The sequence below is a fragment of the Dolichospermum sp. DET69 genome, from assembly GCA_017355425.1.
GTDB lineage: Bacteria > Cyanobacteriota > Cyanobacteriia > Cyanobacteriales > Nostocaceae > Dolichospermum.
The window spans coordinates 2,812,836-2,833,842 of sequence record CP070233.1; the positions used below are offsets into that span (position 1 = coordinate 2,812,836).

The window sequence follows — 21,007 nt, forward strand, 5'->3', positions numbered from 1 at the left end:
CTTTTAGGAAGACAATTTTAATCCTGGTACAAGGGCTATCCATTACCCAACAACTTTCTGAACATAAAATTTGACAAAAGCTAGAAATTGTGTATTTTATATGTCAGTCCCTAACCCTCCCCTTTCTAAGCTACGGTGTACACACAAGTCTTCTAGAGTTGCCCCACAACGTTTAGATCCCCCCAACCCCCCTGAAAAAGGGGGGCTAAATTCTTCAAAGTCCCCCTTTTTAAGGGGGATTTAGGGGGATCGGATCACGTTTAGCATCCTGTCTAGAGATGTGTGTACACCGTAGCCTTTCTAAGGGGACTTGATTTTATTTTCTGTTATCCCCTTTCCAAGGCTACGGTGTACACACAAGTCTTCTAGAGTTGCCCCACAACGTTTAGATCCCCCCAACCCCCCTTAAAAAGGGGGGCTAAATTCTTCAAAGTCCCCCTTTTTAAGGGGGATTTAGGGGGATCGGATCACGTTTAGCATCCTGTCTAGAGATGTGTGTACACCGTAGCTTTCCAAGGGGGGTAAACAATCATAGCTGATATCACTTTTCAAACAGCCACTCAAGCTATCACCCAAAGATGGGATTAAATGCTGATGCTATTGAGAACAAGTCTTGGTTGTAGATATTCGTAATTTACTAAACGTCCTTTATTGCTCAACTCAATTTTTCTCTGTACCAAATTCAATTCTTGCTGGAATTTATTCACAACATTGTCAGCATTGGGATCTGCAAATTCTTCATCTTCATAATATCCCAATCTGTCATAACGATAGGCTGAGAGAGTAAATACAGTTGTCAATTGGCTACTTGTTAGCTTCGCAGGTGGAAGAAAATCTATGAGGGCTTGACGGTCTTTAAGATCGCCCTTTTCTTGAATTGGTTTATAAGCAGCCAAAGGCATATTAGGAATAAAACCCATGTATTCATATTGGGGGAAATTCACCGCCGAATGCAGGGGTCCACAGGTGTAGAGGATAGTAGTAACAATCTCAACTAATTGTTCTAAGGTATCAATGCTATTTTTCATCCCCTTAACTCTACCACCATCTTGAGCAACTAATTCTCGCGCCCAAGCTTGCAATTCCACATCTGCTTTCAAGTCTGCGGGACTCTTGTAGTAAAGCTCCAAATAGTTAAACACATACTTGTTAATCGCGTTCCACAACAAGATTCCATCATCCCGATAAGGATAGTGTGGCAAGTTTTTCACATCATCCATACCGCGATTTTTAAGTTCTCTTGGTAGGGCAAACTGATCCAAACTCCAATCTTTATAAGTATCTACAACAATTTGTAGTGATTCTGCCAGAGTTCCCGCTAATAATTCATCAACAGGACCACCCCTAATAACCAGACGTTTACGGGCTAAGTCATTGTTAGCCAACATGAACCGGAAATGGGGTTTTAGTAATATTCTCAGAGGATGGTTTTGGGCTAGTTGACGAGGGGTAACAACAGCAAAGGGTTCCATGACAAAGTGAGTCCGGCATAAATGGCTGCTCATTTCATGATGATTACTATCAGCAATTTGCACACAGGACTTGGCATAAAACCAGGTTAAAGCGTCATCAAAAGGAGTCAGCAATGGGCTGGCTTTACCCAAATTTGGCTTGATTTGAATGGCTATAGGGACCAATTGACCACGATCTTGAAAGCCTGAACTCCGCCAACAGAAAAAGGCTATGGGGGCTGGTAGGTACTTTTTACCTTTAGCGAAAGTGCCACCTTGAATGAATGTCAATGGTCTATAATCAGCTACATAGAGATTTCCTGTTGCCAGTCTTTCTATCAAATTGATAGAGTTGCCAAACTTAGCTTGCAATTCTTCGATAGTAAAGGCAAAGTTAACTGGCATTTGCTTAATCTGCCGTATAACCACAGGATTTACCCCACAAAGCCGTTGTTCCGCGAAGGAATCATCGGTTTCAAAAGTTTTCATCACATTGGGTTTAGGCAAAACAGGAAAAAAGTCTTCATAGTCTTGCAATTCGTCTAGAGGATCCCAAATAGCATGAGCTTTAACGCCCATCATATTGACACCAAGTTCGGCTGTCTCTAATGTCCGTTCAGCAATATACTTGGTAGAAAAATTCTCTGAAGGAGGTACGCTTTTGAGCATGGCCAGGGGAGGCAAGAAATCATACCTAAATTCATACTCTTTCCGGCCTTTCTCTAGGGAAGATTGGCGTTGTGCCTTGTTGGGATCATTTTGAGGCAGAAATGGCTTCATGGGTGTTGATCTCAGTAATTTAATAGGCAATATCTAATGCTGGTATGCAATAGACTGTATTAAATTGTCTAACATCATGGTTACTGATATAAATGTAACTTAATAAATATTTACAGTAAACCAAAAAGTTTTTTCCTGAAGGGAGATCGCCAAATACTGTGTAGTATAAAATACTTTTTTATTCCCGATACTCTAATCAGCAGACATAGTATAGATAATAATTACTTATGATTAGCTGGTTAATAATTTCTTGACGCTAACCGGATGGAATATAAATGCTTTCAACGACTTGATATTTCTTCTGTAGGGCTTGAGATAAAAAGGCTAACATCTGTTTGAGTGTAAAAAGTGTGCGATAAATTAATCTACTACCTTTCCTTTTACGACTGATTTTGAGCCATAGTAGATTCACCCAGATGTTAATTAGAAGAAAGGATATTCCAATGAATAGTAATCTCAAGACTGGATTTTTGTTATTCGTCTTAATTCGACAAATATTTTTCAGACGATAACTGGTTTCAATGCCAAATCTTTTTCGATAATCTTGATAGATATAATTTAAATTTGTTTTGACCTTATAAGCAACATAAACAAAGTATTGAACCCCATGCTTTTTATGCTTTCCCTTTCTATATTTACAGACGATCCATAAATCAAATGTGACAAAATCATCTTTGTCTCTTGTAATAGTATAGGTAGTTTTATAACTTTTTTTACCCTTGAGGAATTGTTTGATTCCTCCTTTTTTTCCAGTCTTGATAGCAGGCATAAGAAAGGGAATATCTAATGCCTGTAACCATCTAATTACAGGAGTATTAAAAAATCCCCTATCCAAATAGAGTTTTTTTACATTTATTTTTAGGGATTCAAGTTCTGCTAATAAATAAGTAATTAAAGCCACACTAGTATCTAATTGGCGAACACCTCTTATTGCTAGAGTTACACGCTTATTATTACTAATAACATATAAAGTGGCATAGGCATAAAATGAATTAGTACCAGATTTAGCTTCACTTCGATATATGTAGGGTAATTCTGACGATGTTGGTTGACCATAATAACAAATTAAATTTAAATCAATCGCTATTTTCAAACACCCTTTTTTTAATCCTAAAGGAATTCGACTTTTTAATGCTTGATTTATTTGCGCTTCTAATTCCTCAAAATTGTTAATTTTATTGAGATGATATCTAATATCATTAGCTGTCGGAATATTTTTTAACAATTTAGCTGTGTTTTCAATACTGTCTCCAGTGCTGGCTGCTTTAACCAGAATCTCGAATAAAGTTTGTTGGTCACAGGCTCCTTGCGTTTCAATCGAAAAATTTTCTACTAAACACTGAATAACCTCATCAAGAGTTTCTGAGTCGGTTAAAACGAGTTCTTCTGTAGACTCGCCCCGCGTGGCTTTTGTTAGAGATGAAACAGTCAATTTTTTCAGCCAATATGCTACACACTACTTTCATCATTTCATATTTTGATCCAGTGCAAATTATGATAACTATTTCTTATATATTTGGTATTCTATAGTACATGAGTATCTGTCGTATTTTGTTAGTGATGCCTGCTGCGTCTGTAGCAATAGCGTCAGCACTCCGTAAAAATCACTCTTTGGGAAAAACTTTTTGGTTTACTGATTTAAGTATTTTGGATAAATAAGGCTGGAAATAATACTTTTCTTTTGTAGTACAGATGAAAGCATCCAATTACCAATTACCCGTTACCACATCTTCATAAATATCTGCTATTGTTAAAGTTAAATCTACTGAATCTAAACGTAATTTATCATCTTTTCCTAAAACTTCCGTTAACCAATTTCCTTGATCATCTTGACGATAAACTTCTACTTTTATTTGGCTTTGGTAGACTAAAATATATTCTTTTAAACTATCTATAGTTTGATAATTGATGCGTTTTTCGCGTTTGTCTGTTTTTACTGTAGAACTAGATAAAACTTCTATAATTAAGTTCGGACGAGTTTTAAAATACCTTTCATTATCTTCAGGATCACAAGTGACAATCAGATCAGGATAGTAGAATATATTAGCGTTTCTGATTTTGACTTGTACTTTCATATCTGAAACAAAAGCACGACAGGAACTTCCGCGCAAATGAGGACGTAATATGGCGTAGATATTACCTGCTATCAAGTTATGTTCTTCGCTTGCACCCGCCATTGCGAAAATTTGTCCGGCTACATATTCATGGCGAATATCGCTTGATTCTTCTGCTTCTAGGTATTCTTCTACACTAAGAATATTTAATGGAGATTGCATAATTTTGATTTGCTGCTTGAGGAATTATTGTATGCTTTTATTATAGTCAATTCATTCAGATCCCCGACTTCTTTAAGAAGTCGGGGATCTATGTTCTCAAATAAATTCAAAGAATTAAAAAACTTCCCATGAGTCAAACTGCCATAAATCTTGTTGCTATCTTTGTCTTCTTGATGACTTTTTCTAGCCTATTAGGACCATTGATCCATCTTTCTCCAACAATTCCAGCTTTAGCTACGGTGACATTTTTGGGAATTGCGACTTTAGATAATTTCAGCTTTCAAGGAAAGGGAGGAACGATAGTATTAGACTTCATGGCGCGATTTTCTCCAGAATATAAAGAACGAATTTTACATCATGAAGCAGGTCATTTTCTCGTTGCTCACCTGTTAGGAATTGCGATAACTGACTATACTCTCAGTGCTTGGGAAGCTTGGAAAAAAGGACAACCAGGACAAGGGGGAATAAGTTTAGAAGATAGGGAATTAACAGCGCAAATAGAAACAGGTCAAATTAGCGCCCAAATGCTCGACCGTTATTGTACTATTTGGATGGCGGGAATTGCTGCGGAAACTTTGGTTTTTAAATCATCTGAAGGTGGCAATGATGATAAATTTAAGTTAACTGAAATGTTGCAAGTTCTGGGTTTCTCAGAAGCAGTTTATCAGCAAAAACAACGGTTTCATCTTCTCCAGTCTAAAAATCTGATTGAGGAAAATTGGGATAGTTATCAAGCTTTGGTGACAGCAATGAGAAAGAGGGTTAGTGTTGAGGAATGTACAAAAGTTATTGGGTAGTGCATAAATCAATTAAGCTACATGAATCAATTGTTCTAAAGATTTAGCTAGAGGTAAAGGTTTTCCATCTTCTTGATATTCAGCAATTAACATTTCTATCACTTCTTGAGCATTTTTAACAGCTTCTTCATAAGTATCACCATGAGTATGATATTTTTGCGTAGGAAATTCAGGTAAATGAACTAAATAACATTTATCTTCACTACTCCATTGAATAATGATAGTATAAGGTAAATTCATGCTTCTAACTCCTCTTCTTGAATTGATTTTAATTTCGCTAACTTCTAGTTAACTTCCTTTTCTATATAGAGTTTAGCCTCATCTCTATCTTTACCAGATATAGTAATAGGATGTCCTGGTAATAAAGGATGATATCAGCGGGTATGACTTCCCTTTGCTGAACGGTAAATAAACCCGGCTTTTTTAAGTAAACTTTTTAATTCTCTGATTTCTTTGGGCATTTTTGCAACGGCAATAGACATCTCCAAAAAAGAATGTAGAGACGTTCCATGGAACGTTTCTACAAAGGTTACGGGTCACGTATATTTAATTTTTGGAGATGTCTAATATTATCAAAATATATCAATTGATATTAATTTGATACCAATGAGCAATGAGAAAGCCTGACGCAAGAGACTGAAAGCTGACTATATTTCTTATTTCCTGTCATAAGTTATAAACTAGAAAGGATGCTTTTTGCAGATTTTCCCCATTTAATTAAATTTGATTTCTTAAAAACTCATGTCTTCAATTCCCCAGTATCTTAGCGGTAACGATATTCGTCAATTATTCCTCGACTTCTACAGCCAACGGGGACACCAACCGCTTCCCAGCGCTTCCCTTGTACCAGAAGATCCGACTGTTCTGCTAACTATTGCGGGAATGTTGCCATTTAAGCCGATTTTTCTGGGACAGCGCACGCCGGAATTTAAACGCGCTACGACATCGCAAAAGTGTATTCGTACCAATGATATCGAAAATGTGGGCCGGACTCACCGCCATCATACATTTTTTGAAATGTTGGGTAATTTTAGCTTTGGTGATTATTTTAAACCACAGGCGATCGCTTGGGGTTGGGAATTATCCACTCAAGTCTTTGGTTTCTCTCCTCAAAATCTCGTTGTCAGTGTGTTTGAAGATGATGATGAAGCTTTTACCATCTGGCGCGATACAATTGGTGTAAATGAAAAACGCATTAAGCGCATGGGTGCAGATGATAATTTTTGGGTATCTGGAATTACTGGACCCTGTGGACCATGTTCGGAAATTTATTATGATTTTCATCCAGAACGAGGTGAAGATAATATTGATTTGGAAGATGATACCCGATTTATCGAGTTTTATAACTTGGTATTTATGCAATATAATCGGGATGCGTCAGGAAATTTAACCCCGTTACAAAACAAGAATATTGACACGGGAATGGGTTTGGAAAGAATGGCGCAAATCCTGCAAAAGAAGCCGAATAATTATGAAACAGATTTGATTTTCCCGATTATTGAAACTGCGGCGAAAATTGCCAAAATTGATTATTACGAAAGTGATGAAAATACAAAAGTTTCTTTAAAGGTAATTGGTGATCATGTGCGTTCTGTGGTTCACATGATAGCCGATGAAATTCGCGCTTCTAATGTTGGTAGAGGTTACGTTTTACGGCGTTTGATTCGTCGCGTTGTTAGACATGGCAGATTAATTGGTATTTCTGGGGAATTTATTAACCAAGTTGCAGAAACCGCAATTTCTCTTTCTGAATCAATTTATCCCGATTTACGACAACGGGAAACTGCTATTAAGGCTGAATTACAAAGAGAAGAAGTTAATTTCTTAAAAACTCTGGATAGAGGAGAAAAACTGTTAGCAGAAATTATCCAAACGGGGAAACAACAAGGACAAACTTCTATTAGTGGTGAAAGTGCTTTTACCCTTTATGATACCTACGGTTTTCCATTAGAATTAACCCAAGAAATTCTAGAGGAAAATAACCTCACTGTTGATGTCGATGGTTTCAATGCAGAAATGCAAAAACAGGTAGAACGGGCAAAAGCAGCACACGAAACTATTGATTTAACTGTACAAGGTTCTTTAGATAAACTTGCAGAACATATTCACTCTACACAATTCATTGGATATACCCAATTAACAACAACTGCAAAAATTGAAGTTTTATTAGTTGCTGGTGTTTCTGAAGAAGCAGCAGAAGCAGGAACAGAAGTGCAAATTGTTTTAGATAAAACACCTTTTTACGCTGAATCAGGTGGACAAATTGGCGATAAAGGATATATTTCCGGTGATGGTGTTTTAGTCAGAATTGAAGATGTGAAAAAAGAATCTGATTTCTTTATTCATTTCGGACGTATTGAACGGGGAACAATTAGAATTGGTGATGAAATTACCGCGCAAATTGATCGGGGTTGTCGTCGTCGCGCTCAAGCTAATCATACAGCAACTCATTTATTACAAGCTGCTTTAAAAAAAGTTGTTGATGAAGGAATTTCTCAAGCTGGTTCTTTAGTTTCTTTTGATAGATTGCGCTTTGATTTTAACTGTCCTCGCGCTTTAACTATTGAGGAAGTTATCCAAATTGAAGAATTAGTAAATAGTTGGATTTCTGAAGCTCATCCTGCTACAATAGAAGAGATGCCCATAGCAGCAGCAAAAGCTAAAGGTGCAGTAGCAATGTTTGGGGAAAAGTACGGTGATCAAGTGCGGGTGATTGATTTCCCTGGAGTTTCGATGGAGTTATGCGGGGGAACTCATGTTAATAATACTGCGGAAATTGGCGTTTTCAAAATCATTTCTGAAGCGGGAGTTGCTTCTGGGGTGAGAAGAATAGAGGCGGTTTCCGGGGCTGCGGTGTTGGATTATTTGAATGTGCGTGATATAGTTGTGAAGGATTTGTGCGATCGCTTTAAAGTCAAACCAGAAGAAATACCCGACAGAATCACAACTCTACAAACTGAACTTCGCAACAACGAAAAAGAAATTCAAAGCCTGAAATCACAACTAGCAATAGTCAAATCTGACAGCTTATTACAAACTGCGAAAATCATCGGAGAACATAAAATTATTGTTTCTCAACTGGAAGATATTGACGCAGAATCATTAAAAGCTGCTGCGGAAAGATTGCTGCAAAAAATCGGTAATGGTGCAGTGGTTTTAGGTTCTATTCCCGAAGCAGGAAAAGTGAGTATCGTTGCAGCTTTTAGTTCTGAAGTGAATAAAAAAGGTGTCCAAGCTGGGAAATTTGTGGGAACTATAGCTAAAATTTGTGGTGGTGGTGGTGGTGGAAAACCCAACCTCGCGCAAGCTGGGGGAAGAGACGCAAGTAAGTTACCGGAAGCTTTGGAAACTGCGAAAAATGATTTATTAGCAGGGTTGAAATAGGATTTAGATCCCCGACTTCTCAAAGAAGTCGGGGATCTGGATTTATATAGTCACTGCAACTTTACCAACTTCTGTAGAAGGTCTAGGTATAGGTTTTCCATCTTCTTTCAATACTTCCAAATACAATTCTATAGCTTCTTTAATATTTTCCTGTACTTCTGCTAAAGTATCCCCAATGCTGACACAACCGGGTAAGTCAGGAACATAAGCACCCCAGTTTGTTTCACCACGTTCATAAATTACTGTGTACTCAATCATTATATTTCTCCTAATTTTGCTTGTTTCCAAATTGATGAAAGTGTACCTATGGGAATATCATCACTTGGTTTTCCAGGTACAACTACAATACCTGATTTATTTTCATTTTTGAGGATACGGTGACTACCTCTAATGCGATCTATATACCAACCATCATCTTCTAGGATTTTCAGAACTTCTTTAACTTTCATTGTTTACTATCATAGCGTGATTAGTAATTTGATAAATTAAGCGTAATAACACTAATTTATTAAGTATAATGTATTTAATCTACAGAATAGAAAATTTTAGTTATTTATTAAATTAGTTTAAGGAGTTGTATGATTTTTAATCAGGTGGAAATGGAAGATATAAAACTTGTAAAACTCTATAACAGAGGTGAGAGAGATTTTAGTAATCAAGTATTATACAAAATTTATCGAAGAAACTCTAAAAGACGTTCAGTGAAAGCTGGCAGTATTCATGAACCTCCAAATTTTAGCAATAAAATATTGACAGAAATTAATTTAAGTTATTCAACCTTAAAAGGAGCAAATTTTACTGGTGCAAACCTTACTGATGCAAATTTTACTGGTGCAAATCTCACTGGTACAGATTTTACTGAGGCAAACCTATCTGGGGCTGATTTAACGGATGCTTGTTTAGATTATGCTCTTTTAAAAGATGCAATTTTTGATGAGCAAACTAAAATCCATGAAAAATATTATTTAATTTGGGAAATTATTAATAATAAAGCAATAGGATGCTCTAGGATATCATTGTGAGCAATGTAATTGGATAGATAAGCGACTTCTTGAATAAGTCAGGGATCTGATATAATAAACTTGGTCATTATTTCTCTATTATCTTCATTGATAAACCATGCTAAAAAGTGTAAAAATAGAGAACTTTCGCTGCTTCAAATCTTTTGAACTTCAACAACTAGGAAGAATTAACTTACTAGTTGGTGAAAATAATAGCGGTAAAACATCAATACTCGAAGCTATTCAGCTTTTATGTTCACGTTGTAATTTAGAAATACTGCGTGAAAGAATGAATAACCGCAGTGAATATTTTTATGATGATGAACTGAGGAGAGAAGGTGAAATTGGAAGAGATGGAGAACTTGATATTCGTCACTTGTTTTATGGTCACGAAATTGAACCAGGAAGTCAATTATCTATCATAGATAATAATCAAAATAACCTAACTTTATCAATAGAATTACTTCCTAGTGATGAGGAAATACCAGATGAACTTAAAGAACTTCAATTTAGAGTTTCTTGGATTCCTGAATTAGAAGATGAACCTTTAATAATATTACCTGTATCATCCAATGGTGGACTTCCCGCATTTTATATACGTAAATCTCGTACAAAAAATGGTAAAAATCCAATAACAAAAACACTATTTATCACATCATCATCTTTGAAAACTGATCAAATGATAGAGTTATTTAATCAAGTGGTACTAACACCTGATGAAAAAATTATTGAGCAGATACTTAATAAAATAGATTCAAAAATTCAACGGATTGCTACGGTTAATCCTCAAAGATTAAGATATTCACCATACTCACGAAGTGGTTTTGTTCTACTTCTTGGAGACAGTAATCAGCGTGTACCTATTGGAAGTATGGGAGATGGAATTTGGCGAATTTTAGGACTCGCATTAGCTATAGTATCAGTAAAAAATGGATATTTATTTGGAGATGAAATTGATACTGGACTTCATTTTACTGCAATGTCTGATATGTGGAAAATGATTTGGGATACAGCGAAAAAATTAAATGTCCAGGTTTTTGCAACTACACATAATAGTGATTGTTGGAAAAGTTTAGCTGAAATTGCAGAACAAGAAAATGTAACTGATGATGGTATTAGAATTCATAGAATTGAAAAAGGTAAAGAAAAAAGCATAGTCTTTAATGAAGCACAAATTGTCATTGCTGCTGAAAGAGAATTAGAGGTACGATAGCAATGGCAAAACATTATCACCCCAAAAGGCTATTAGTTGAAGGTCAAGATGATTTACGAGTCATACCAGAATTAATTGAAAAAAATGGAATTTTTTGGGGAGCGAAAAAAGAAGAAGCAATTATATCAATTCAAGAATGTGGAGGTTATGAAAATATTACTTATGACCTGATATATACAGAATTACAAACTGGGAGATGTACACATTTAGGTTTGATGGTAGATGCAGATGATAATGCTTCTTTACGTTGGCAAAGTATTAGAAATGCTTGTTTGCAAAAATTTAAGGATAACAATATCACCATAAATTTTTTGTCTTGATCACTCATTTTTTGTCAATTCCAACAAACTGCTAGACTATAATTATAACCTAGTCGAGAAATTTGTAGAAGCGATCGCTCACCCATAAAACCTATAAATTAAAATTATGACTCTTGCACAAGAAACACGCTACTATTCCCCTGAAGAATACCTAGAATTAGAGGTAAATTCAGAAATACGTCACGAATATATCAACGGATTAATTATACATAAGACAGGTGGAACACCCAATCACAACCAACTTGCACTTAATTTTAGTGGTACACTCAATTATCTTCTTAAACGTCAACCGTATCAAGTTTTTGTCACAGATCAACGTCTTTGGATTCCTGCCACAAAAATTCATACATACCCTGATATTATGGTTGTGAAAATCCCCTTAGAATATGAACAAGGAAGAAAAGACACCTTAGTAAATCCTGTGATGATTGCAGAAGTATTGTCAAAATCTACCAAAAGCTATGATAGAGATGAGAAATTTGCAGCTTATCGGACAATTCCCAGCTTACAAGAATATATTTTAATTGACCAATATACAATGCACGTTGAACAGTATTTTAAAACTGATAATAACAAATGGATATTTTCTGAATTTACAGATGCAGATGTTAGCTTAAATCTAGCTTCTATTTCCTGCCAAATTATGTTATCAGATATTTATAATAAAGTAAATTACAACACAGAAGAATAAAAAACTCAATCTTCCTCTCTGCGCCTTTGCGTGAGATAATCATAATTATAAATACCCAAGGAGTCAATAAAAATGAGTCGCATCAATCCTTACACATTACAAATGCAAATTACCCAAATGTTTGCCCAAGGACAATCATTTTTTGCCCTTACCAAAGTTCAAGATTGGTTAAAAGAACATAATCAAAATCCCTTAGATTTTGAGATTATCTTTCATAAAAAACCTGCACCTCCTGGTTCTAAAGAAGTCATGGTAATAGAAATAGAATTAAAACGTAGAGACGGACAACCTGTAGATCCTTGGTTACAAGAACAGGCTAATTTACACGCTTAATTTGTGAAAAAGGATCATTTCTAGATCCCCGACTTATGGGATAAATCAGGGATCTTATTATTCTGATTTCCTTGTAAACCTCCAGTATGAATTAACAATAAAGATTCTGACTTAAAAAAACCTTTAGCGATTAAATCCATAACTCCATAAAACATTTTCCCTGTATATATATAATCTAAAGGTATATCATGTTGTGCTTGAAAATCTTGACAAAATAACTTTAATTCATTATTTACCTGAGCATAACCACCAAAATGATAATTAGATACAAGTTGCCAAGGTGCAGGAGAATTAACAGGTGCAGGTAAGCCAGAATTCAGATAACTTGTTAATAAGTTATTGATATCTTCTTTGAGAAAATCACCACCTTTCAAAACAGGAAAACCAATTACCTTTTGTTCTGGACTTAATGATAATGTCATACCTGCTAATGTTGTTCCTGTGCCGCAAGCTAAACAGATAGTATTAAATCCTTTAACTGTTTGTAATATCTCTATACAACCACGCATACCATTTAAATTACCACCCCCTTCAGGAATAATAAATACTTCCCCAAATTGTTGTGTTAACTGATTTTGTAATTCCTTTGTATGGCGTTTTTTATATGTTTGCCGATCAATATATACTAATTCCATACCCTGTGCTACTGCAAATTGTAAAGTAGGATTGAGAGGGATATTTTCCTCTCCCCGAATTACCCCAATAGTCCGAAAACCAAATAGATTTCCTGCGGCTGCGGTAGCATAAATATGATTAGAATAAGCACCACCAAAAGTAAGAATTGTGGATAAATTTCTCTCTTTAGCTTCCACAAGATTATATTTCAGCTTAAACCATTTATTACCGTTAATTTGCGGGTGCATGATATCCAAACGTAAAACGTATAATTCAACACCTGCATTAGTCCCAATATCACTATTAATTTGTTGAATAAGTGGAGGAAAAAAAGTTGAGGACATTTTCCAAAAAAAGTTAAGATTTATGAGAATAGTATAAAATACTAAGGTTACAAAAAATATCCATCAATTATGACTAAAGTTTTTGACTTTATCACAGAAGAATTAGAAAAATTTATTGTTACTCAAAAGATGTTTTTTGTCGGTACTGCACCTCTAAGTTCGACAGGCCATGTCAACCTTTCTCCCAAGGGTTTAGAAAGTTTTCGCATACTCTCCCCCCACCGAGTGGGTTATTTAGATGTTACAGGTAGTGGTAATGAAACATCTGCTCATTTGCAGGAAAATGGGCGGATAACCTTGATGTTTTGCGCTTTTCAAGAACCTGCTTGTATTCTTCGTCTTTATGGTCAAGGACAAACTATTTTACCAGATTCTCCTGAGTGGAATTCTCTCTATCCGTTATTTCCTCCTCTTCCGGGAACTCGACAAATTATTATTGCAGATATTGAACGAGTCCAAACTTCTTGTGGTTTTGGTGTCCCGTTGTATGAATATCAAGGACAAAGAGAAACTTTAGTTAATTGGGCTAGTAAAAAAGGAGAAGAAGGAGTTAAGGAATATCAACAAAAAAACAATCTTATCAGTATTGACGGTTTATCTACTCCTTTGAATAAAGCTCAGAATTCGGTTTGATTTTTGAAAAGGTAGGGTGGGCATTGCCCACCAGACTTAATATTTTTCAAAAATCACTTACAATGCCTATAGATTAATTAGAGGCTTAATAAAATTTAAAAAAATGAATTACCAAGTTATAAACCAATTAGATGAAAGTCAAGTTTCTCAACTGGTGGAATTATACAAAAATGAATTCTGGAGTCATAACCGCACATATCAAGGAGTTGTCAAAATGTTGGCTGCATCTGATATGATTATCGCTTTAGTAAACGAACAAAAAGAACTAATTGGTTTTTGTCGGATTCTTACTGATTTTGTTTATCGCGGAGTTATTTATGATGTTATTGTGAAACCAAGTTATAGAAAAATGGGATTTGGTGCTAAATTATTAGATGAAGTCGTTAATCATCCCCAATTAAAAGAAGTTGAAAATATTGCTTTGTTCTGTTTACCAGAGATGATACCATTTTATCAACGTTGGGGTTTCACTGATATTGTGAAATTGGAATTAATGTACCGTTATCAATAATATAGCAATCCTTGAGAAATTCATAATTTGATCATGTCTAATCAACGCATAATTCAAAGTATATATACAGATGGTGCTTGCACAGGCAATCCTGGACCTGGTGGTTGGGGTACAGTTGTCTATTTTCATGATGGTTCAGTGCATGAAATGGGTGATTCATCTCATCACACCACCAATAATAAAATGGAAATGCAAGCTGCGATCGCTGCCTTGGAATTTTTCAAATCATCTCAACAAAATGAACCTATTACTCTGTACACCGATAGTAAATATGTAATTGATTGTGTGACAAAATGGGTGAAAGGCTGGAAAAAGAACGGCTGGAAAAAGTCAGATGGGAATCCTGTACAAAACCAAGACCTTTTAGAAATCCTAGATGAACTCAACAGCCGACTGGTACAATGGCAACACGTCAAGGGGCATTCTGGTAATGTTGGTAATGAACGTTGTGATGTCATTGCTCGTTCCTTCGCAAACCATAAAATCCCCCACCTCAAACAGTCATTACCCGAATTTCTTCACGAAACTTTACCTAAAATTGGGCAAACAAGCGTAGTCAAAGTATTAGATGATCCCATAAACTCTACAATAACCAATAAAAATACACTGGAAAGCAGTCCGTCTGCATTAGATACAAGCACTATGGAACCATCTACTACACCAACTGCGACTACAACCAACGAACAACCCACTGAAATTAGGGTTTTACAACTTCGCAACTTGGTGGAAACTTTGCGTATTGCGGACGAAATAGCCACAAAAGGCTATTTAATTACCAGTTCAGAATTAGCAGACTTGATGAGTGTCCACTCTAGCGCCGTTACCAGCCGGGGTGACGAATGGCGTTGGCGAAATTGGATAGTTTCACGGGTAAGACGGGAAGGTAATCAAATTCTCTGGGAACTTGAACGTGGGGACAAAGTAGAAACAGAAGTAGATTAATTGGGAATTTAGAATTTAGAATTTAGAATGAATACAGCATAAGCTTTTCATAGATTCGGAATGGTTCATTAACTTACGCCCTACTGTACTAGGATATAAATATTTTTATATCACTGAGGTACATTTTTCAACCCCAACAACGTAGGGGCGCAGGGCCTGCGCCCTGAATTGCGTCCTGAATTGTGGCCTGTAATTAAGCTCCTAACATTTGTAAATTGTGCAAAGTGGCATAAAATCCTTGTTGTTGTAACAATTCTTCATGACTTCCCTGTTCAATCAATTCCCCTCGTTTCAACACAAAAATCCGGTCTACATTGCGAATTGTAGACAAACGGTGAGCAATAATAATAGATGTCCGTTGAACTAACAACTGATTTAAAGCTTCTTGAACCAAAGCCTCCGTCCCCACATCCAAACTAGCTGTAGCTTCATCTAACACCAAAATTTGGGGGTTACGAATAGCCGCCCGCGCAAAGGCTAAAAGTTGTTTTTGTCCACTAGAAAGATTTGTCGCCCGTTCCCGCAATTGAGTATCATATCCTTGTGGTAATTGGTTAATAAATGTCGCCACATTGGTTTTTTCTGCTGCTTGTTGAATTTCTGCAAAACTGTAATTATCACCCAAGGTAATATTACTTTTAACATCACCAGCAAACAAAAATGCCTCTTGCAAAATTACCGTCATATAACGTCGTAATTCCACTTGGGGAATCTCACGGATATCCACACCATCTATCAGAATCCGTCCTTGAGTTGGTTCATAAAGACGACACAACAGACGAATAATTGAACTTTTACCCGCACCAGTCGGACCAACTAAAGCCACCTTTTCTCCGGGGTGAATAGTGAAGTTTAAATTCTTAATAACGTAATCATTATCCTTATAAGCAAAAGCAACATCTTCAAACTTAATTTCTCCTAAAGCCGGAATAGGCGTAAAATCTTGAGATTCTAACTTAGGAACTATCTGATTTATATAGCCAAATTCAGAATTTACATTTGCAGCTTGAGTCCGAAAAGAATCTTTAATTTCTATCGGTTCATCTAAAATATCAACTACTCTTTCAATAGCCGTAAACCCAGATTGAATCACCGTAAACTTTTCCGCAAAATTCCGCAAGGGTTCAAAGAATTGTTGGGCATATAAAATAAATGCTGATAAAATCCCAAAAGAGATTTGTTTATCTAACAACAACCAACCACCTAACCATAAAACTCCAGCAATAGCCATTAAACCAACCCATTCCAAAGTTGAAGAAACTGCTGAATCATACCAAATGCTAGTATCTACTTCTTTGACATAACGTTGATTGGTAGCCCGAAATAACTCAGAATTAAATTTTTCGCGGCGGAATAATTGGACTACATTAATCCCGACAATATTTTCTTGCAGTTGAGAATTGAGTTTAGAAAGTTCTTCCCTGGTTTTATAATTAGCACTTCGATATTGCTGTTGAAAATAAATCATCAACCAAGTTACTGGAAACAGAATTAATATCAACAAAGAAGCAAGTTGCCATTGAATTGAAAACATCAATCCCACAATGACTACCATAGATAGTAAATCAGAAACAATGCCTACAGCCCCAGTGGAAAAAACATCTCCTAAACTTTCCACATCACTTGTTAATCTAGTAATCAACTTCCCTACAGGTGTGCGATCAAAAAAACGTACAGCTAAAGATGTAACGTGATGAAATAAATCCTCACGAATAGCCGCCGTCATTTTTTGTCCTAGTTTCTGAACTAAATAACCTTGTACACCTGTTAAGACTAAACGGAGAGTAGTTGCTATTAGCAACATGCCAATGAGAATATTTAAACCTTGCCATAAAGGTATATTTTGGAGAAATTGATATGTGTTAGGTTCTTTACGAATTAAAGAAATTGCCTGTCCCACTAATAGGGGTTTGATAGCACTAGCCACAGCAATAGGAACAAGCAGCAACATGGATACTGCTAATAGTTTGCCATGACGACGACCATAGGGGACCAAACGCAAAAATAACCGCCAGTCATTTTCTCGACGACGATATTCTGGATCTGATTTAACTGGAGATGGGGAGATGCTCATAAATGAAGATTTAGAAGGAAAATAATTTTAAATTCTGCCCTGGGAGACTAGTTTTTTTCAAAATTTAAGCCATTGATTTCTTGACATTTTGCCTGTGCTGCTTGATAAGCTGTCAAATATTCTAGACCTCCCAACATAACATCACCATAATAATCATAGGGGGCTTCACCATAAATAGGTAAAGGATCATCTTCTGGATAATCTTCTTTGGATTCTTCAATGATAGCTTTTAGCTTTTTGGCACTGAAACTTTGAGCAGAAAAATAATAAAGTTCCTGGGGATTTTTTTGCAGATAAGGGAATGTAGGATCTATGATCACATCATTAACTTCAATCCAACCATGTTCAATGGGTTTATATGGTTGACCAGCAAATACTAAAAAGCCTTGGACATACTTTGCCCCCTCAGTTATTAAAACAGCTTTATAAGCATTATCAAAAGGTTTTTTGGCCTTGCTTTTGATGGTTTTAGCAATTTCTTGGGATAGGGTTTCATCTAATAATTTGTTCATGGTTCAAGTTTTCCTTAACTTATCTTCCTAATCATTTCATAATTTCTGCTTCTCTAAGAGGTTGTTTGAAAACTTTTTCGTGTGGTATCTAACACCCGCAGATCCCCCTAAATCCCCCTTAAAAAGGGGGACTTTGAGGAATTTAGCCCCCCTTTTTAAGCTACGGTGTACACACATCTCTAGACAGGATGCTAAACGTGATCCGATCCCCCTAAATCCCCCTTAAAAAGGGGGACTTTGAGGAATTTAGCCCCCCTTTTTAAGCTACGGTGTACACACATCTCTAGACAGGATGCTAAACGTGATCCGATCCCCCTAAATCCCCCTTAAAAAGGGGGACTTTGAAGAATTTAGCCCCCCTTTTTAAGGGGGGTTGGGGGGATCTAAACGTTGTGGGGCAACTCTAGAAGACTTGTGTGTACACCGTAGCCTTTGTAAGGGGGGTTGGGGGGATCTCGATTAATTCTGATACTTTTCAAACATCCTCTAACTGATTTTAGATGATTAGGTTTTTAACCTACATGATCAGGATTATACCCAGATCCCCGACTTCTTGAAGAAGTCGGGGATCTAATCTACCTCCTCAGCCCAAATGTGTCAAAATAAAGAATTGTAATAAAAAATATTGTTAAGGTAATTTAGTGACTTCAACTGCTCAAATTAATGCAAGTGCGCGTCGTGCGGTCTTTCCATTTACAGCCATCGTCGGTCAAGAAGAAATGAAACTGGCATTGCTGCTAAACGTCATAGACCCCAAAATAGGTGGTGTAATGATTATGGGCGATCGCGGCACCGGAAAATCTACAACTATCCGCGCCTTGGCGGATCTTCTTCCAGAAATCCCTGTTGTCGCCAATGACCCCTTCAACAGTGACCCCAGCGACCCAGACTTGATGAGTGATGAAGTTCGTCAACAGGTAGCCCAAGGGTTAGAAATTCCCATTGCACACAAAAAGGTGCAAATGGTAGATTTACCATTGGGCGCTACAGAAGACCGGGTTTGCGGCACAATTGACATTGAAAAGGCGTTATCTGAAGGTGTCAAAGCTTTTGAACCCGGACTACTAGCCAAAGCTAACAGAGGGATTTTATACGTTGATGAAGTCAACTTGTTAGATGACCACTTGGTAGACGTACTCCTCGATTCTGCTGCTAGTGGTTGGAATACTGTAGAACGGGAAGGAATTTCTATTCGTCACCCAGCCAAGTTTGTCCTTGTCGGTTCAGGAAACCCAGAAGAAGGGGAATTGCGTCCTCAACTCCTCGACCGTTTCGGAATGCACGCGGAAATTCGCACGGTGAAAGAACCAGCTTTACGGGTGCAAATTGTGGAAGAACGAGGAGAATTTGACCAAAATCCTCCTGTGTACTTAGAAAAACACCAAGCCCCTCAAATAGCATTACAAGAGAAAATTGTCAATGCCCAAAACTTATTACCACAAGTTAATTTAGATTATGACTTCCGGGTAAAAATTTCCGAAGTTTGTTCAGAATTAGATGTGGACGGTTTGCGGGGTGATATCGTTACCAACCGCGCTGCTAAAGCTTTAACCTCCTTTGAAGGCCGGACAGAAGTTACAGTTGACGATATCCGCAGAGTAATTACTTTATGTCTGCGTCACCGTTTGCGGAAAGACCCCTTGGAATCCATTGATACTGGCTATAAAGTGGAAAAAGTCTTTTGTCGCGTATTTGGTGTCGAACTACCTGAAGATTCCACACAGAAAAATGGTGCAGGGATGAAAGCCGGAGTTCGTTAGTTAAGATAGATGTAAGTCAGTGATTAGTAAAATAACCACTGACCACTGACCACTGACCACTGACCACTGACCACTGACCACTGACCACTGACCACTGACCACTGACCACTGACCACTGACCACTGACCACTGACCACTGACCACTGACCACTGACCACTGACCACTGACCACTGACCACTGACCACTGACCACTGACCACTGACCACTGACCACTGACCACTGACCACTGACCACTGACCACTGACCACTGACCACTGACCACTGACCACTGACCACTGACCACTGACCACTGACCACTGACCACTGACCACTGACCACTGACCACTGACCACTGACCACTGACTAATAAATTATGAGAACGTGGAATTTTTGGTTAAATAGCTTGATTTTATCTAGTCAATATCATCCACCGCGATTTGTGGAATTATTAATGTTGACATTAGCGATCGCTATGTTGACAATCTCCATTATCGTACCAGACCGACCTTATATAATCTTAGGTTTAAGTTTTGTAATTGGGGCATCAACTTCTATATTAGTCCGGGAAGCAATTTCTCCCCATGGCCACAGCCATACAGCTATAACTCAACAACGCATTACCCAATTAACAGCATTACTCTTATTAGGAATTAGCATTTACGGTTTTGCAGATTTAATTCACACGCTATAAATTTTCAGGATCAACACCTAATTTCTTTAATATTTCTGTTAATTTATGAGCTTTTTCCTCACTTTGTAGAATCCGTTCTTCCGGTGTTAAAAATCTTTTCCCAGTTTCATCAAACCAATATAACCATTCCCTAGTTATACCTTGATAAGTTCCTATTTCTTTACCAATTCCTAAACCTATTTCGGGTAGCCAAACGGGATTTCTTGGTTGTAAGATATATTCTCCATTTGTTAATTTATAAACCTCTAATTTTTCTTTTATTGTTCTTAGGGGACAATATATTACATAATATAAAATTCCTATTTCCTGAGCATATATTCCCCCTTTAGTTATATGTTCTTCTCGATAAGTTTTAGATACTATTTCTAATGCTAAAATTGGGGACTTTTTCTCTTCCCATAATACATAACTCGGACGTAAATCTTCATGAATACCTCTAACTCTAGGAACACCAATACTTAAAAACCCTTCTGGGACAATAGCAGGTTTCTTAGGATCATAATATATTCCCATACCTGCGCCAAAAAACCAATCCTGTCTTTGTGACCAAATTAAGGCTAAAATACTTTCTAATAATCCCGGAACAAGATGCTGTAATTGATTATCAAGTGGTGTGTCTTTAGAGTCAGGTAATTCCCAAGATGATGGTAAATAACGCAAAGAGTCGTAATCTAGCATGATTGATAACACCAATTTTAC

22 protein-coding genes and 1 pseudogene are annotated in these 21,007 nt (G+C 36.9%); 12 read left to right on the forward strand and 11 right to left on the reverse strand.

Annotated features, from left to right (window positions below; all coding sequences use genetic code 11):
* Positions 1–584: 584 nt before the first annotated feature.
* The 3 genes from EZY12_12890 to EZY12_12900 form a co-directional block, all read right to left on the reverse strand.
* Positions 585–2,231, reverse strand: coding sequence for a lipoxygenase (locus EZY12_12890; protein ID QSX70364.1), 1,647 nt, complete (start codon positions 2,229–2,231; stop codon positions 585–587).
* A 256-nt stretch (positions 2,232–2,487) separates the two neighbouring features.
* A complete protein-coding gene (locus EZY12_12895) occupies positions 2,488–3,663 on the reverse strand; it encodes an ISH3 family transposase (GenBank protein QSX70365.1) in 1,176 nt (391 codons plus the stop codon).
* Positions 3,664–3,937: 274 nt separating this feature from the next.
* Positions 3,938–4,507, reverse strand: coding sequence for a Uma2 family endonuclease (locus tag EZY12_12900; GenBank protein ID QSX70366.1), 570 nt, complete (start codon positions 4,505–4,507; stop codon positions 3,938–3,940).
* Between the two features lie 128 nt (positions 4,508–4,635).
* Between EZY12_12900 and EZY12_12905 the strand changes: the two genes are divergently transcribed.
* Complete coding sequence (locus EZY12_12905) at positions 4,636–5,304, forward strand: ATP-dependent Zn protease (protein ID QSX70367.1); 669 nt, start codon at positions 4,636–4,638, stop codon at positions 5,302–5,304.
* A 12-nt stretch (positions 5,305–5,316) separates the two neighbouring features.
* On the opposite strand, the gene EZY12_12910 is transcribed toward EZY12_12905, so the two are convergent.
* Positions 5,317–5,544, reverse strand: a complete 228-nt coding sequence (locus EZY12_12910) for a type II toxin-antitoxin system HicB family antitoxin (protein ID QSX70368.1) — start codon at positions 5,542–5,544, stop codon at positions 5,317–5,319.
* Between the two features lie 501 nt (positions 5,545–6,045).
* On the opposite strand from EZY12_12910, the gene alaS reads away from it, so the two are divergent.
* The gene (gene alaS / locus EZY12_12915; protein QSX70369.1) at positions 6,046–8,688 is read left to right on the forward strand and encodes an alanine--tRNA ligase; all 2,643 of its coding nucleotides are present in this window, start codon (positions 6,046–6,048) and stop codon (positions 8,686–8,688) included.
* A gap of 42 nt (positions 8,689–8,730) precedes the next feature.
* Here the strand turns inward: alaS and EZY12_12920 are convergent, their stop codons facing one another.
* Together EZY12_12920 and EZY12_12925 are read right to left on the reverse strand one after the other, a co-directional pair.
* Entirely contained in the window at positions 8,731–8,946 is a 216-nt protein-coding gene (locus EZY12_12920) for a type II toxin-antitoxin system HicB family antitoxin (GenBank protein ID QSX70370.1), read from the reverse strand.
* Positions 8,946–9,137, reverse strand: a complete 192-nt coding sequence (locus EZY12_12925; protein QSX70371.1) for a type II toxin-antitoxin system HicA family toxin — start codon at positions 9,135–9,137, stop codon at positions 8,946–8,948. Before EZY12_12925 ends, EZY12_12920 begins: the two co-directional genes overlap by 1 nt.
* 129 nt (positions 9,138–9,266) lie before the next feature.
* Between EZY12_12925 and EZY12_12930 the strand changes: the two genes are divergently transcribed.
* The 5 genes and pseudogenes from EZY12_12930 to EZY12_12950 all read left to right on the forward strand — a co-directional run bounded on the left by EZY12_12930 (position 9,267) and on the right by EZY12_12950 (position 12,246).
* On the forward strand, positions 9,267–9,710 hold the full coding sequence (locus tag EZY12_12930; protein ID QSX70372.1) for a pentapeptide repeat-containing protein: 444 nt from the start codon (positions 9,267–9,269) through the stop codon (positions 9,708–9,710).
* 97 nt (positions 9,711–9,807) lie between these two features.
* On the forward strand, positions 9,808–10,902 hold the full coding sequence (locus EZY12_12935) for an AAA family ATPase (protein ID QSX70373.1): 1,095 nt from the start codon (positions 9,808–9,810) through the stop codon (positions 10,900–10,902).
* A 2-nt stretch (positions 10,903–10,904) separates the two neighbouring features.
* Positions 10,905–11,180 (forward strand): annotated as a pseudogene (locus EZY12_12940) (hypothetical protein).
* 148 nt (positions 11,181–11,328) lie between these two features.
* Positions 11,329–11,913: a Uma2 family endonuclease gene (locus tag EZY12_12945; protein ID QSX70374.1), complete on the forward strand. Its 585-nt coding sequence runs from the start codon at positions 11,329–11,331 to the stop codon at positions 11,911–11,913.
* Between the two features lie 72 nt (positions 11,914–11,985).
* The gene (locus tag EZY12_12950) at positions 11,986–12,246 is read left to right on the forward strand and encodes a hypothetical protein (GenBank protein ID QSX70375.1); all 261 of its coding nucleotides are present in this window, start codon (positions 11,986–11,988) and stop codon (positions 12,244–12,246) included.
* A 20-nt stretch (positions 12,247–12,266) separates the two neighbouring features.
* Here EZY12_12950 and EZY12_12955 read toward each other — a convergent pair whose 3' ends face one another.
* The gene (locus tag EZY12_12955; GenBank protein ID QSX70376.1) at positions 12,267–13,205 is read right to left on the reverse strand and encodes a 1-aminocyclopropane-1-carboxylate deaminase/D-cysteine desulfhydrase; all 939 of its coding nucleotides are present in this window, start codon (positions 13,203–13,205) and stop codon (positions 12,267–12,269) included.
* 69 nt (positions 13,206–13,274) lie between these two features.
* On the opposite strand from EZY12_12955, the gene EZY12_12960 reads away from it, so the two are divergent.
* The 3 genes from EZY12_12960 to rnhA all read left to right on the forward strand — a co-directional run bounded on the left by EZY12_12960 (position 13,275) and on the right by rnhA (position 15,291).
* The gene (locus tag EZY12_12960; protein ID QSX70377.1) at positions 13,275–13,838 is read left to right on the forward strand and encodes a pyridoxamine 5'-phosphate oxidase family protein; all 564 of its coding nucleotides are present in this window, start codon (positions 13,275–13,277) and stop codon (positions 13,836–13,838) included.
* Between the two features lie 103 nt (positions 13,839–13,941).
* Complete coding sequence (locus EZY12_12965; protein ID QSX70378.1) at positions 13,942–14,349, forward strand: GNAT family N-acetyltransferase; 408 nt, start codon at positions 13,942–13,944, stop codon at positions 14,347–14,349.
* A 33-nt stretch (positions 14,350–14,382) separates the two neighbouring features.
* Positions 14,383–15,291 carry a ribonuclease HI gene (gene rnhA / locus EZY12_12970; GenBank protein QSX70379.1) on the forward strand — a complete coding sequence of 303 codons (909 nt, stop codon included), beginning with the start codon at positions 14,383–14,385 and terminating at the stop codon, positions 15,289–15,291.
* A 193-nt stretch (positions 15,292–15,484) separates the two neighbouring features.
* Here rnhA and EZY12_12975 read toward each other — a convergent pair whose 3' ends face one another.
* Positions 15,485–17,365, reverse strand: a complete 1,881-nt coding sequence (locus EZY12_12975; GenBank protein QSX70380.1) for an ABC transporter ATP-binding protein — start codon at positions 17,363–17,365, stop codon at positions 15,485–15,487.
* A gap of 47 nt (positions 17,366–17,412) precedes the next feature.
* A complete protein-coding gene (locus EZY12_12980; GenBank protein ID QSX70381.1) occupies positions 17,413–17,877 on the reverse strand; it encodes a hypothetical protein in 465 nt (154 codons plus the stop codon).
* Between the two features lie 641 nt (positions 17,878–18,518).
* On the opposite strand from EZY12_12980, the gene bchI reads away from it, so the two are divergent.
* The gene (gene bchI, locus EZY12_12985) at positions 18,519–19,637 is read left to right on the forward strand and encodes a magnesium chelatase ATPase subunit I (protein QSX70382.1); all 1,119 of its coding nucleotides are present in this window, start codon (positions 18,519–18,521) and stop codon (positions 19,635–19,637) included.
* 16 nt (positions 19,638–19,653) lie between these two features.
* Here the strand turns inward: bchI and EZY12_12990 are convergent, their stop codons facing one another.
* On the reverse strand, positions 19,654–19,977 hold the full coding sequence (locus tag EZY12_12990; GenBank protein ID QSX70383.1) for a hypothetical protein: 324 nt from the start codon (positions 19,975–19,977) through the stop codon (positions 19,654–19,656).
* Between the two features lie 13 nt (positions 19,978–19,990).
* On the opposite strand from EZY12_12990, the gene EZY12_12995 reads away from it, so the two are divergent.
* Entirely contained in the window at positions 19,991–20,308 is a 318-nt protein-coding gene (locus tag EZY12_12995) for a hypothetical protein (protein QSX70384.1), read from the forward strand.
* Here EZY12_12995 and EZY12_13000 read toward each other — a convergent pair.
* On the reverse strand, positions 20,303–20,986 hold the full coding sequence (locus EZY12_13000) for a Uma2 family endonuclease (protein ID QSX70385.1): 684 nt from the start codon (positions 20,984–20,986) through the stop codon (positions 20,303–20,305). The two genes, EZY12_12995 and EZY12_13000, sit on opposite strands and share 6 nt — an antisense overlap.
* Positions 20,987–21,007 lie beyond the last annotated feature (21 nt).